This window comes from Arcobacter roscoffensis (assembly GCF_024267655.1).
Taxonomy (GTDB): domain Bacteria; phylum Campylobacterota; class Campylobacteria; order Campylobacterales; family Arcobacteraceae; genus Arcobacter_B; species Arcobacter_B roscoffensis.
The window spans coordinates 249,251-263,402 of the sequence record NZ_CP100595.1; the positions used below are offsets into that span (position 1 = coordinate 249,251).

Here is a 14,152-nt window from a genome sequence, read left to right on the forward strand (position 1 = left end):
TATATTCTTTTAACTGTTGACTATAAATTATATAGCGTTAACTTTAGTTTGTAATCTAGAAACTTTTCTAGCAGCATTACCTTTTTTAAGGATACCTTTAGATACACAATGGTGGATGTATTTGTTTGCAGTAGCCATTGCAGTAGTTGCAGCTTCTTTGTCAGCAGCTTCAACAGCAGCTAATACAGCTTTGATTACGTTTTTAATTCTTGTTTTGTAGAATCTGTTTCTTTCAGTTCTAACCTTAGTTTGTCTAGCTCTTTTCTCAGCAGATTTATGATTTGCCATTTTATTTAACCTCTTTGTAAAATTTTTAAGGGTAGAATGTTATCTAAAATAACTTAAACTTAGTTTAATTTTAGGAAGATTTAATGAAGCTATTTGGAACTGATGGTGTTAGAGGTAAGGCTGGTGAGTTTTTAGATGCAATGACTGTACTTAAATTAGCAAAAGCTGCAGGTATCTATTTTAGAAAGCATTCAACAACTAAAAAAATTCTTGTAGGAAAAGATACAAGAAGAAGTGGTTATATGATTGAAAATGCTTTAGTATCAGGATTAACTGCTGTAGGTTATGATGTAATTCAAATTGGTCCTATGCCAACTCCTGCTATTGCATACTTAACTGAATCAATGAGATGTGATGCCGGTATTATGATATCAGCTTCTCACAATCCTTATGAAGATAATGGTATCAAGTTTTTTGATAATCACGGTAACAAACTTAGTGTATCTTGTGAGAAAAAAATAGAAGAGATTTTTAACAATCAAGAAATTATGATCAGTGAGCAAGTAACAGGAAGGAATATCGGTTCTTCTAAAAGAATTGATGATGTAATTGGAAGATATATTGTTTCAATTAAAAGCTCATTCCCTACTGATTTAAACCTTAGTGGTTTAAGAATTGTTCTTGACTGTGCAAATGGTGCTGCTTATAAAGTTGGCCCTACAATTTTAGAAGAATTAGGTGCTGATGTAATTACTATAAATGATAAACCAAATGGTTACAATATTAATGAAGATTGTGGAGCAATGCATCCTGAAAATGTTGGAAAATTAGTAAGAGAATATAGAGCTGATATTGGTCTTGCACTTGATGGTGATGCAGATAGATTAGTTGTTATAGATGAAAATGGTGATGTTGTTGATGGTGATAAATTAATAGGTGCTTTATGTAAATTTTTAAATGATGAAAAGTTATTAAAAGGTAAAGCATGTGTTGCTACTATTATGTCAAATAAAGCTTTAGAAGATTATCTAGCAAAAGATGATATAGAACTTCATAGATCAAATGTTGGGGACAAATATGTTCTTGAAACTATGAATGCTGAAAATATAAACTTTGGTGGTGAACAAAGTGGACATATTATTTTTGCAGATGCTGCAAAAACAGGAGATGGCTTAGCTTCGGCACTTCAAGTTTTAGCATTAGTGCTAAAATCAGGTAAAAATGCAAGTGAAGTTTTAAATCCATTTGATTTATATCCACAATCACAACACAATATGAAAGTTGATGAAAAAATACCTTTAGAAGAAATTAAAGGTTATGCAGAACTAATCTCTAAAATGAAAGAAAAAGGTTTAAGAGAAGTAGTAAGATACTCAGGAACTGAGAATAAGATCAGACTACTTTTAGAAGGGAAAGACAAAAAAGTAGTTGAAGAGGAAATGGAAGAATTAATTGCATTCTTCAAAAAGGCACTATGAAAAAAAAGTTTAATATAACTTTAATAATATTTGCTTTCATCTTTGTAATTGATCAAGTTGTTAAATATGGTTTTGTAAACTTTGATTGGGATGTAGAAGGTCCTATTATGTCTTTGCAACTTGCATACAATTACGGAGTTGCTTTTTCAATGTTTGCTTTTTTAGCTGAGTATTTAAAATATATTCAGCTTTTAATTTTAGCAGGTGCTACAATATACCTTTTAAAAAATAAGGATGTTTTTAATGACTACTATATTGCAATTGCACTCATTTACGCAGGAGGACTATCTAATATTTTAGATAGGTTTACTTATGGGGCTGTTGTTGATTATTTTTATTGGCATTATGGCTTTGAATTTGCTATATTTAATCTTGCTGATGTGATTATCAATTTAGGTGTAGCTATTGTAATATTTATTCAAATTAAAAAAGCAAGAGAAGAGAAAAAACAAAAAGAGTTAAGTTCTTAATATTTGGGAGCTTAAAATAAATTTAGATATAATCGCAAAAAATTATATAAATAAAGTATAGGAAGAGTACAAGATGGGTCAAACGATTACAGAAAAAATTTTTAGTGAACACGTAGGAAGAGAAGTAAAAGCTGGAGAGATTGTAAGAAGTCCAATTGATATGGTAATTGGTAATGATATTACAACTCCTATTTCTATTAGAGCATTTGAAGAAAGTGGAAGAGAAAAATTAGCTAATCCAGATGGATTTGCTATTGTATTAGACCACTTTATTCCAGCAAAAGATATTGCATCAGCTAACCAAGCTAAAATCTCTAGAGATTTTGCAATGAAACATGATTTAAAACACTTCTTTGATGAAAAAGATATGGGTATTGAGCATGCATTATTACCTGAAAAAGGTTTAGTATTACCTGGTGATGTTATTATTGGTGCAGATTCACATACATGTACACATGGTGGTTTAGGTGCATTTTCAACTGGTATGGGTTCAACTGACATCTCATTTGGTATGATTACAGGTGGTAACTGGTTTAAAATTCCAGAAACAATTAAAGTTGTAATGACAGGAAAACCATCACAATATGTATCTGGAAAAGATATCATTCTTGAAGTTATTAGACAATTAGGTGTTGATGGTGCATTATATCAAGCATTAGAATTTGTTGGTGATACAGTTCAGTACTTAACAATGGATGATAGATTCTCTATTTGTAATATGGCAATTGAAGCAGGTGCTAAAAATGGTATCTTTGCTTATGATGAAGTTACAGAAGATTTCTTAAAGAAAACAGCAGAATTAAACGGTGGTTTAAGAGCTGAGCCAAAAATTCATTATTCTGATGAAGATGCAATTTACACTAGAGTAATTGAAATTGATGTGGCAAAATTAGAGCCAGTTATTGCTTATCCTTTCTTACCTGATAATGGTCATTCTGTTTCACAAGCAGTTGCTGATGAAATTAGAGTTGATCAAGTATTTATTGGTTCTTGTACTAATGGTAGATTATCAGACTTTAAAGCAGCAGCAGAAATCTTAAAAGGTAAAAAAGTAGCAAGACATGTAAGACTTATCTTAACTCCTGGTACTCAAAAAATCTTAAGAGATGCAACAAAAGCAGGATACATTGATGATTTAGTTGATGCAGGTGCTGTTGTATCAAACCCTACATGTGGTGCATGTTTAGGTGGATATATGGGGATCTTAGGTGATAATGAAGTGTGTATTTCTACTACAAACAGAAACTTTGTAGGAAGAATGGGTTCTAGATCTTCTAAAATTTACTTAGCAAACAGTGCAGTTGCAGCAGCAAGTGCTATTTCTGGATATATTACAGACCCAAGAAGCTTATAATGCAAAAGCCTTCATTTGAAATACCATGTGTAATTTTATGTGGAGGTAAAAGCTCACGAATGGGAGAAGATAAATCTCTTCTTCCTTTTGATGATAAATCTACATTAACTCAATATCAATTTGATAGATTAAAACCTTATTTTAAAGATATATACATTTCTTCTAAAATTGATAAGTTTGACTTTTTAGACAAAAACAGACTTTTACTTGATGAAAGTGAAGTTTACTCTCCTATTGCTGCAATAGATTCAATTTTAAATAAACTAAATGAAGAAAAAATCTTTATTATTACTGTTGATACTCCTTTGGTTTCAATAGATTCAATAAATAAGCTTATAAGCTCTTCAGATGATTATGATATTACAGTTGCAAAAACAATAAGAACTCATAACTTATGTGGAGTATTTTCTAAATCTATAAAAAATACTACAGAGAAAATGCTAAATGATGATTTTCATAAAGTAGGATTTTTACTACAAAATAATAAAACAAATATTATACAACTACCAAATGACGATGAATTTATCAATCTTAACCATAAAGAAGATTATTTAAAATCACTAAATTTAATAAGCTAATCTTATAATTAAAATCAAAAATAAACTTATGGTATAAGTCTTTATTTATCTCTTTTTAGATATTCTTTTTTGAAAAGTAAAATAAGAAATATTTATAATTATACTAAAAGGAAAACTTATGTCAAAAAAAGAATTTGATGAAGCTTTAGAGATAATAGATGAAGAAATAAAAAAATCAGGATTAAGCAGAAGGGATGCTTTTAAACTTGCAGGTTTAGGAACAGCATCTTTTCTACTTAATCCTAAAGAAGTGCAAGCTGCAACTAGTGCAAATGCTAGTGAAGCAAAAGGAAAGATACTTATAATCGGTGGAGGTTTAGCTGGAATTGCAACAGCAGCTAGATTGTCAAATACATTAACTAATCCAGATATAACTATAATAGAACCAAATCCTAAGTCAGTTTCCTATCAGCCTGGAAATACTTTAATAGCTGCTGGTATTTATGAAAAATCTGATGTTATGTATGATACAAGTGATTATTTACCAGATGGATGTACACTTATAAAAGACAAAGCTGTGGAGTTTTATCCTCAAAACAATAGTGTTGTTTTACAATCAGGGAAAAGAGTTGATTATGATTTTATGATTGTAGCTGCTGGACTTACATTAGACTTTGCTTCAATTAAAGGTTTAGAAGATATTGGCGATAAGTTATCTTTAGATAATGGTAAAGCTATTACAGATAAATTTGCAAACAGTGGAGTTTGTTCTATTTATAATACTGACTCAGCAGTTGCAACATGGACACAAATGCAAAAGTTTATACAAGAAGCAAAAGAGGGTAAGAAAGTAAAAGGTGTATTTACTCACCCAAATACTTCTATTAAATGTGGTGGTGCACCTAAGAAAATCATGTATCTTACGAATTCAAGACTTGAGGAAGCAGGAGTAAGAGATAATGCTGAACTTACTTTCTATCCAAATGGAGCTAGTATGTTTGGAGTAAAAGAGTATCACGAAGCAATTTTAGCACAGTTTAAAAAAAGAGATTTTAAATGGCACTATAAACATAATCTTACAGCTGTAAATTTAGATAAAAAAATAGCTACTTTTGATAAAAGATGGGATGAAAAAGGTGCTTGGGATGAGGACTTAGAAGAGTATGATATGATAACTAAACATCAAGATGTTGAAGTTCCTTTTGACTTTTTACATATCACTCCACCTATGAAAGCTCCTGATGAAATTGGAAAGTCAGAAATAGGTTCAGCAAAAGGCTGGATTCCTGTAAATAAAGAGACACTGCAACATGTAAAGTTTGATAATATCTTTGCCATAGGAGATATAGCAGCTGTTCCAATGGGAAAAACAGGTGGAAGTGTAAGAAAACAATACAAAGTATTAGTTGATAATCTAATTGCCTCAATGGAAGGAAAAGAGTTAAAAGCTAAATATGAAGGATATACAGTATGTCCTTTAATTACGGATATTGGAAAAGTAATGCTTGCTGAGTTTAACTGGACTAAAAAGCCAACTCCTTCATTTCCTTTAGATCCAACACAAGAGAGATATATTTGGTGGCTGATGAAAGTATATATGCTAAAACCTATGACAATGTATGGGATGTTATCAGGAAGAGCATAGAATGAAAAGGCATTTATCCATTTTTTTAATAATACTATTTATACTATCAATTATTTTTCATATTGAAGAATGGGTAAATAATCCAATATTACATATAAAAAATCTAAGCCATGCAGGTGCATTTGGTTTAGGTTCTTTTCATCCTCTTATTTTTGCATTGTTAGTTTATATTATATTCGTGACACCTTTTATAATATTTATAAAAATAAAGAAAAAAATCTCAAAAAAATAACAATAATAATCTAGTCTTATTCTTATTATATTTAAATCTTATAGCTTGTAAATTCTTTGTAATTATTCTAAGCTAAAATTGCATACAATGATTAGAAATATTAGTTTTAAACAAAAAAATGAATAAGTATTCATAATAAAAGTAGTATAATTAATATAGATAGTTTGTATTAAAGGAGAGCAAAATGAGTAATGATTTACGACATGAGTTTGAAAATGAACTAAATAAAAATGGTATATCAAGAAGAGATGCCTTGAAGTTAATGGGTGCTTCAGGAACAGTTTTATTTATGGGTAATGAAGCACAAGCAAGTACAGCAAATGCAAGTGATGTAAAGGCAAGAATTATAATAGTGGGAGGAGGATTAGCAGGAATTTCAACAGCTGCAAGGCTTGCAAGTAGTCTTTCCTCTCCTGATATTACAATAATAGAACCAAATGATAAATCCGTGTCGTATCAACCAGGAAATACATTTATTGGGGCAGGGCTTTATGAAAAAAGTGATGTTATATATGAAACTAAAGATTATTTGCCTAATGGAGTAAAACTTCTTAAAGATAAAGCAATAGAATTTGATCCAAAAAATAATAAATTAAGAGTTTCAAAAGGTGAAACTTTAGAGTATGATTTTTTAGTTATTGCTGCTGGTTTAGTACTTGATTTTGAAAAAATTGAAGGTTTAGAAGAATTAGGTCATATGTATACAGTTCAAGACTCTCCTAAAATGAATAAGTTTTTTAAAAATACAAATGCAAATACTATTTATAATGTTGATGGTGCTGTTCAAACTTGGAAAAACATGCAAGAGACAATAGAAAATGCCAAAAACGGTAAAAAGCAAAATGCAGTATTTACTCATCCTAACACAGCGATTAAGTGTGGTGGAGCACCAATGAAAATGATGTATTTAATGAACTCAAGATTAAATGAAGTTTCAGCTAGTGCAAGAGCTAATGTGAATATGACTCTATATAAAAATAGTAGTAAAATGTTTAGTGTAAAAGAGTATGAAGAGGCAATTTTACAACAATATAGTACAAGAGATATGAATTATCATCTAAAGCATAATCTAACAAAAGTGGATTTAAAAAATAAAGTTGCAACTTTTGATAAATTTTGGAATGAAAAAGGTGCATGGGATGAAGATTTAGAAGAGTATGACACTATTGTAAAACATATGAATGTGGAAGTTCCATATGACTTCTTACATATAGCACCACCTATGAAAGCTGCACCCGAAATTGCTAATTCAGAAATAGGATCTACAAAAGGTTGGGTTCCTGTAAACAAAGAAACACTTCAACATGTAAAGTTTGATAATATTTTCTCTTTAGGAGATATTGCAGCTGTTCCTTTAGGGAAAACAGGTGGAAGTGTAAGAAAACAGTACAAGGTTGTAGCTGAAAATATAATCTCTCTTATGGAAGGAAAAGACTTAAAAGCTAAATATGATGGATATACAGTTTGTCCAATTATAACAGATATTGGAAAAGTAATGCTTGCTGAATTTGATTGGTCAATGAAACCAAAACCATCTTTTCCACTTGATCCAACACAAGAGAGATATATTTGGTGGTTACTAAAAGCATATATTTTAAAACCAATGACACAGTACGGTATGCTTTCTGGAAAAGTTTAATTTTAATAAAATAGGGGGATTTTATGAAAACAAGTTTATTTTTAGGTTCAGTAATAACAGCAACACTTTTATTTACAGGGTGTGCAATAAGTCAAACATCTTTGGATAATGCAAGTCCTAAGGTTAAAATGTTAATTGAAAAAAACAATTTAGAAGTTGTAAGTTTTGATTATGTAAAAGAAAAAGTTGCAAAAGGTTCAAGAAAAAGCGCAAAAGCAATTTTAATTGATGCTAGACCAGAAGCTAAGTTTAAAAAAGGTGCAATTCCTTCAAGTATAAATATTCCAGATACAAAGTTTGAAGAGTTTTATTCTCAATTAAAAGATGTAAAAAAAGATAAAGAACTTATTGTTTATTGTGGTGGATGGAAATGTGGTAAGAGTCCAAAATTAGCTTCAATGCTTAAGAAAAAAGGTTTTACGAATATAAAACTATATCAAGCAGGTGAACCTCAATGGTCTAAAAAAAGTTATTTGGATGTAGATTTAGTTGTTGCAAAAGCAGCTCAAGCTAAAAATAGTGCTGTATTAGTTGATGCAAGACCATATGCAAAATATCTTCAAGAAACAATTCCTGGTGCTATTTCTATTCCTGATACTAAATTAAAAACATTAGAGGGAAGATTTCCTGTAAATAAAGATGAGAAAATCATTACATTTTGTGGTGGGTATGTATGTGCGAAATCACATATTGTTGCAAATAGATTATTAGATTTAGGATATAGTGATGTATCAGTTTTTGCAGGTGGTATGCCAGCATGGAAAAAAGCTGGACTTGCCACTACAAAAAGTGCAAGTAATGCCAAAACAACTGATATTAAAACAAAAGTTCAATACAGTAAAAATGGTTTAAAAAAAGGTCTAGATGAAGGAAGTGTAGATGGTGAATGGTTATATAGTTTAATCAAAAACAATAAAGTGCCTTCATATATCCAAATAGTAGATGTAACTGCTCCTGATGAATTCAATAAAGGTCATTTAAAAGGTGCTATAAATATCGAAGCTGAAAAACTAAATGCAAAAGAGTTATACTCTAAACTTCCAAAAGGCAAAACTATTGTATTTAATTGTACAGCAGGGGGAAGATCAATGGATGCATGGGTAAAACTAAAAGATGCAAAAATTGACATGGGTGAAATTTATTACTTTGATGCAAATATAGATTGTAAAGGTGATAATTGTAAAATAGAGGTTAATGAACCTTTAGGTGTATAAATAAAAAAAGGAAGCAAGGTAAAACCTTACTTCCTTTTAGTTTTTTATGATTTGCAAATTTATTAGTTAAGTGCTTCTTTAGCTTTTACTACTAATGAAGCAAATGCAGCAGAATCATTCATAGCCATATCAGCTAAAATTTTTCTATCTAATTCAATTCCCGCTAATTTCATACCGTTCATGAATCTTGAGTAGTTGATATCATTTAATCTACAAGCTGCATTGATTCTGATAATCCAAAGTCTTTTGATATCTCTTTTCTTTTGTTTTCTATCTCTGTAAGCATATACTAAAGAGTGCTCTAATTGCTCTTTTGCTTTTCTAAAGTGTTTTCTTCTACCACTAAAGAAACCTCTAGCTTGCTTTAATACTTTTTTGTGTCTTCTTCTTCTAACTACACCAGTTTTTACTCTAGGCATTTCTTTCCTTTACCGTATATTATATTGTTAATATTAGGTGTCAACTTTAAAGTTGAACTTGTCCACATATGTGGAGGGACTTATAATTTTTATATAAAATAAATAATTACGCTTTGTTTAACATTCTTTTAATTCTAGTTGCGTCAACTGCTGCAACTGTTTTAGGACCTCTAAGATTTCTTTTTCTCTTTTGAGTCATTTTAGTTAAGATGTGGCTTCTATAAGCTGATCCTCTTTTAATAGAACCATTTTTTTTCACTTTAAATCTTTTTAAAGCGCCACTGTTAGTCTTCATCTTTGGCATGGAAGAATCCTCCTTTTAAATTTGCATTTTCAAATAAACTGAAAAAGTTCGTGATTTTACTTAAAAATTACTTAAAAGATGTTTAAAGAAGGATTTTTGAGAGTAGAAGAGAGTAGTATCTCTTCTATTTATATAAATGTTAGTGTTTTTCGTCTTTTTTAGGAAGAACCATCATATTAACAAATCTTCCTTCTTGTTTAGGTTTTGCATCTCTTACCCCATACTCTTCAAGCATTGGCCATACTCTTTCAAGTACATCAGCTCCAGCTTGAGGATGAGCCATTTCTCTACCTTTTAAGAATACTCTACATTTTACGTGGTATCCTTTTTCTAAGAATTCAATTGCATGTTTAACTTTATAATTAATATCATTTTCAGCAATTTTTACAGAAAATTTAACTTCTTTTACAACGATAACTTTTTGTTTTTTCTTAGCTTCTTTTTTCTTTTTTTCTTGTTGGTATTTGAATTTACCATAATCCATAATCTTTGCAACAGGTGGTTTTGCATCTGCTGAAATAAGAACTAAATCTAATCCTAAATCATCTGCTGTTGATTGTGCATCTCTTGTAGGGATGATACCATAGTTAGTACCATCATCTCCCATACATCTTACTTCTTTAGCAGTAATGTCCTCATTCATTATTGCTTCGTTCTTTTTACCTTTTCTCATACTACTCAAATTCTACTCCCTTTATTTATTTCATTTAACATTGTGATAAATTCATCTTTAGTCATATTAGACTGTTCTCTTTTTCTTCTATCTCTTAATGCAACAGTTTTATTTTCTACTTCCTCATCCCCTACAACTACAATCATAGGAACTCTTTGTTTCTCTGCCATTCTGATTCTTTTATTTAAAGATTCATTCATGTCAAAGATTTTAGAATCCATTTCATTATATGTTAGCTCTTTTTGTAACTCTTTTGCATATTCTACATGAGTGTCTGCAATAGGTACAAAGATTACTTGAGTTGGTGCTATAACAAATGGGAACTCCCCTGCGCAGTGCTCTGTTAAAATACCAATGAATCGCTCAAATGAACCTAGAATTGCTCTGTGAATCATTACAGGTTGCTCTTTAGCACCCTCTGCATTGATATATTCAACTTCAAATCTTTCAGGTAAGTTCATATCTACTTGAACAGTACCACATTGCCATTTTCTTCCAATAGCATCAAGGATTTTAATGTCGATTTTTGGACCATAGAATGCTCCTCCACCTTCATCAATACCATACTCTAAACCTTCTTGGTCAAGTGCGTCCATGATACCTTTAGTAGTCATTTCCCAGAATGTATCATCACCGATTGCTTTCTTAGGTTTAGTAGATACTTCCATCTCATATTTAAAGTCAAATAATTTCATTAATGAATCAACAAACTCTAATACATCAATGATAACATCTTTAACTTGATTTTGAGTACAGAAAATATGTGCATCATCTTGAGTAAACTCTCTTACTCTAAATAATCCGTGCATTGCTCCACTCATTTCATGTCTATGAACAACACCATACTCAAATAGTTTTTTAGGTAAATCTTTGTAAGAAACTAAATCATTTTTGAAAATTTGAATATGACCAACACAGTTCATAGGCTTGATACCATACTCTTGCTCATCAATTTCAGTAAAGTACATATTTTCTTTATAGTTTTGGTAGTGACCAGAGATCTTCCACATGTCAGATTTTAACATCTCTGGACCTCTTACAGGTTCATAACCTCTAACTCTATGTGCTTTATATAATAAATGCTCTAGTTTAGATCTAAGTCTTGAACCATTTGGTAACCATAATGGTAACCCAGCACCCACATCTTCATTAAATGTAAATAGCTCTAATTCTGTTCCAAGTTTTCTATGATCTCTTTTTTTAGCTTCTTCAAGCATTCTTACGTAATCATTTAATTCTTTTTTGTCAAAGAAAGCAATACCGTAAATTCTAGTAATCATTTCATTCTCTTCATCACCACCAAGATATGCTCCAGCAACTCTTGTTAGTTTAAATGCTCTAATCATTCTAGTATTTGGTAAGTGAGGTCCTCTACATAAATCTTCAAAGTCACCTTGTTTATATAGGGTTAATGTATCATCAGTGATATTTTGTAGTACAGCTTGCTTTAACTCATCGTTAGCAAACTTGTTTAAGATCTCTTCTTTTGAAGTTTCATATCTTTCAATAGGTAGTTTTCTATTTGCAATCTCTTTCATTTTCTTCTCAATCTTTGGAAGATCTTCATCTGAGATTTTAGATTCAACTTTAAAATCGTAGTAAAATCCTTCTTTTACAACAGGACCTACGAAAAACTTAGCTTCAGGATATAATTCTTTAATAGCTTGTGCCATCATATGAGCACATGAGTGTCTAAGAATCTCTAAAGATTCACTAGAGTTGTCAGCTTTAATATCCTCTCCCTGAATGTCTAAAGCTTCAGCAGTTTGAAGGTCATATATTTGACCATCTTTTAATACACCAATAGGTTCCAATAAATTCCTTTTTTTTATGTTTTTTTATTAAATTTAGCTTATTTTATCGCAAAGCTTCTTAAAGTTAATTAGATATTTCATAATTTAACAAAGTTTTGTTACAATTAAGTATGATTTTAAACCTATCGAAGATAAAAACGGAAAGCCTACTATTATTTTGTAAAGACTTGATTCTTTCTTACAAAGATAAGGAAGATATAGATAGTTATGGAATAGATAAAGAAGTGGTTGAAAAATTTAACAAAATTGGCGATGATATGCTTACTCAGATAAGTAGTGTAACTTTATCTTCAAATTATTATTTACAAAATAGAAAGCATTATAGAATAAAAGCCATTTTAAATGCTTATAATTTTATCAATCAAGAGTTATCCAAACTTTTAAAGCAAAATCAATCTTTTAATCCCTCAATGCTTTATTTTGCCATGTTAGCACTTTGGTTTAAAGAATTAAATAAAGAAGCAAAATCAAAAGAGTATATTTACTTTATCTTATATCCTTATGGAAATGTTTATGATGACTTTATAGTAAATATAAAAGATAAAGAGTTTAAAAAGTTAAATATAGAAATGTTGGATTTAGCAGAGAAAATTATTTATAAGTTTGATAGAATCTCTTTATCATAAATTTTAAGGAAATACTTCCTTAAAATCTATATCTAATATTTGCTGTAATATTTTGAGCTTCTTTTACATTATCCCCTATAACTTCCTTTGGTGCTCCTAGCTCTCCAAAAAAGCCATTGCTTCCTGTGTAATCATATTTTATATTTGTATATCTCATTGTAAGACTTAAGGCTTTTGTTAGTTGTTGATGTCTATATACTTCCCAAGCTGTACCACGAGCAGCTATTTTACTTCCAGCCATTGTATCCTCACCATAAGTCATAGATCTCCAATATTTACTACCTTTATTCCATTCAACTCCAATTTTTGCGTCATCAGGACTTAAAGGACATGGTGCATTAATTCCTAACCAAATAGAATGACCTGTTTTAGAATCACTTGAACCTAACATACTCATACCTTCTTTTGGATGAGTTTTACTCATAGCAAATGAAGCAAAAAAAGTTGTATAGTCTAAAATATCATTTATACCATCACCAATACCATCAGTTTTAAACATTAAAGTTGCTAAATCTATTTTCCCAAAGTCTTCAAATGAGCTTCCACCATTTTTCATTCCTATCAAATTCCAAGCTCTAGCATAGTTTGTATGAATAGAGTATTGACCATCATCATAAGGAACATAAATTAATCCAGCCATATCAATATTTTCACTACTTGAATCTTTTGTATAAGCAGGTGCCCCATCAGTTGAGAATCTAAGTTTTGCATTTGTTAATCCTCTACCCATACACATTTTTGCCCATGAACCTGTCATTCCTGTAAGTTTATCTATATTAAATCTTGCACTTGCTCCATCAAACTCTACATTTACAGTATGAGCTAAGGCTGATTTTCTTTTTTGATCTACTCTATAGTTTATACCTAAACCATCAGTTGATGGACGTCTTCCAACACTTGCTGTCCATGAAACATCATCATTTCCTAAAAATGAATCATTTGAGTATAACCAGTAAGCCTCTTTTACTTTTAATTCATTGTCATTCGTAGCACTCTCATTTGTAATCCAATCAAAATTTGCATTGTTATTTGTACTTGATGAGTTTTCTCCATAAAGTTTATTGTATGAAAGCATTCCATAAAATAGTGAGTTTTCATCAGCTTTAAACTTCATACCTAAATTTAATCTATTAGACATAAGAGCTTCATTTTTAAGTCTTTTACCATTTGCTAGTTTATAATTTAGCTTATCAAGCTGTGTTCTAAAGTCAACATTCCACTTGATATTATCATCCGCATCATGAGCTTTAACTTTCTGAATTTTTTTAGAGTTTGTTTTTAGTTTTTTCTCTATTTTTGCAATTCTTTTTTCATCTAGTTTTGGAGTTTCATTTTGTTTTTGCATTTGTTTTTCTAATGCATCAATTTTTGCTTTTAATATTTGTATTTGATCAAACATATCTTTATTAATATCATTTGCAAAAGTTGTAGTTGTAAGTGTAGTAATTGCAGCTAAACTTAATAATACTTTTTTCATATTTAAAATCCTTGTTTAAATTTTTCGTATTATAAGTTTTATTAATTTAATTTATAGTTAA

At 30.2% G+C, this 14,152-nt stretch carries 14 protein-coding genes; 8 read left to right on the top strand and 6 right to left on the bottom strand.

The window, feature by feature from the left end:
- Positions 1–27 precede the first annotated feature (27 nt).
- Complete coding sequence (gene rpsT / locus NJU99_RS01220; RefSeq protein WP_254576923.1) at positions 28–288, bottom strand: 30S ribosomal protein S20; 261 nt, start codon at positions 286–288, stop codon at positions 28–30.
- 83 nt (positions 289–371) lie between these two features.
- On the opposite strand from rpsT, the gene glmM reads away from it, so the two are divergent.
- The 7 genes from glmM to NJU99_RS01255 all read left to right on the top strand — a co-directional run bounded on the left by glmM (position 372) and on the right by NJU99_RS01255 (position 8,778).
- Positions 372–1,706 (top strand): phosphoglucosamine mutase, encoded by a 1,335-nt coding sequence (glmM, locus tag NJU99_RS01225; RefSeq protein ID WP_254576924.1) that lies wholly within the window; start codon positions 372–374, stop codon positions 1,704–1,706.
- Positions 1,703–2,176, top strand: a complete 474-nt coding sequence (gene lspA, locus NJU99_RS01230) for a signal peptidase II (protein WP_254576925.1) — start codon at positions 1,703–1,705, stop codon at positions 2,174–2,176. The genes glmM and lspA overlap by 4 nt, the downstream gene beginning before the upstream one ends.
- 73 nt (positions 2,177–2,249) lie before the next feature.
- Positions 2,250–3,530, top strand: coding sequence for a 3-isopropylmalate dehydratase large subunit (locus NJU99_RS01235; RefSeq protein WP_254576926.1), 1,281 nt, complete (start codon positions 2,250–2,252; stop codon positions 3,528–3,530).
- On the top strand, positions 3,530–4,108 hold the full coding sequence (mobA, locus tag NJU99_RS01240) for a molybdenum cofactor guanylyltransferase MobA (protein WP_254576927.1): 579 nt from the start codon (positions 3,530–3,532) through the stop codon (positions 4,106–4,108). Before NJU99_RS01235 ends, mobA begins: the two co-directional genes overlap by 1 nt.
- Before the next feature lie 118 nt (positions 4,109–4,226).
- Entirely contained in the window at positions 4,227–5,693 is a 1,467-nt protein-coding gene (locus NJU99_RS01245) for an NAD(P)/FAD-dependent oxidoreductase (RefSeq protein ID WP_254576928.1), read from the top strand.
- Positions 5,694–6,109: 416 nt separating this feature from the next.
- Positions 6,110–7,564 (top strand): NAD(P)/FAD-dependent oxidoreductase, encoded by a 1,455-nt coding sequence (locus tag NJU99_RS01250; RefSeq protein ID WP_254576929.1) that lies wholly within the window; start codon positions 6,110–6,112, stop codon positions 7,562–7,564.
- 23 nt (positions 7,565–7,587) lie between these two features.
- Positions 7,588–8,778, top strand: a complete 1,191-nt coding sequence (locus NJU99_RS01255; protein ID WP_254576930.1) for a rhodanese-like domain-containing protein — start codon at positions 7,588–7,590, stop codon at positions 8,776–8,778.
- Positions 8,779–8,840: 62 nt separating this feature from the next.
- Here NJU99_RS01255 and rplT read toward each other — a convergent pair whose 3' ends face one another.
- The 4 genes from rplT to thrS all read right to left on the bottom strand — a co-directional run bounded on the left by rplT (position 8,841) and on the right by thrS (position 11,988).
- A complete protein-coding gene (rplT, locus tag NJU99_RS01260; RefSeq protein ID WP_254576931.1) occupies positions 8,841–9,197 on the bottom strand; it encodes a 50S ribosomal protein L20 in 357 nt (118 codons plus the stop codon).
- A gap of 106 nt (positions 9,198–9,303) precedes the next feature.
- Positions 9,304–9,501, bottom strand: a complete 198-nt coding sequence (rpmI, locus tag NJU99_RS01265) for a 50S ribosomal protein L35 (protein WP_254576932.1) — start codon at positions 9,499–9,501, stop codon at positions 9,304–9,306.
- A gap of 139 nt (positions 9,502–9,640) precedes the next feature.
- Complete coding sequence (gene infC, locus NJU99_RS01270) at positions 9,641–10,174, bottom strand: translation initiation factor IF-3 (protein ID WP_254578116.1); 534 nt, start codon at positions 10,172–10,174, stop codon at positions 9,641–9,643.
- 5 nt (positions 10,175–10,179) lie between these two features.
- Entirely contained in the window at positions 10,180–11,988 is a 1,809-nt protein-coding gene (thrS, locus tag NJU99_RS01275; protein ID WP_254576933.1) for a threonine--tRNA ligase, read from the bottom strand.
- A 95-nt stretch (positions 11,989–12,083) separates the two neighbouring features.
- On the opposite strand from thrS, the gene NJU99_RS01280 reads away from it, so the two are divergent.
- Positions 12,084–12,614, top strand: a complete 531-nt coding sequence (locus NJU99_RS01280) for a hypothetical protein (protein ID WP_254576934.1) — start codon at positions 12,084–12,086, stop codon at positions 12,612–12,614.
- Between the two features lie 19 nt (positions 12,615–12,633).
- On the opposite strand, the gene NJU99_RS01285 is transcribed toward NJU99_RS01280, so the two are convergent.
- Complete coding sequence (locus tag NJU99_RS01285; protein WP_254576935.1) at positions 12,634–14,091, bottom strand: DUF3373 family protein; 1,458 nt, start codon at positions 14,089–14,091, stop codon at positions 12,634–12,636.
- Positions 14,092–14,152 lie beyond the last annotated feature (61 nt).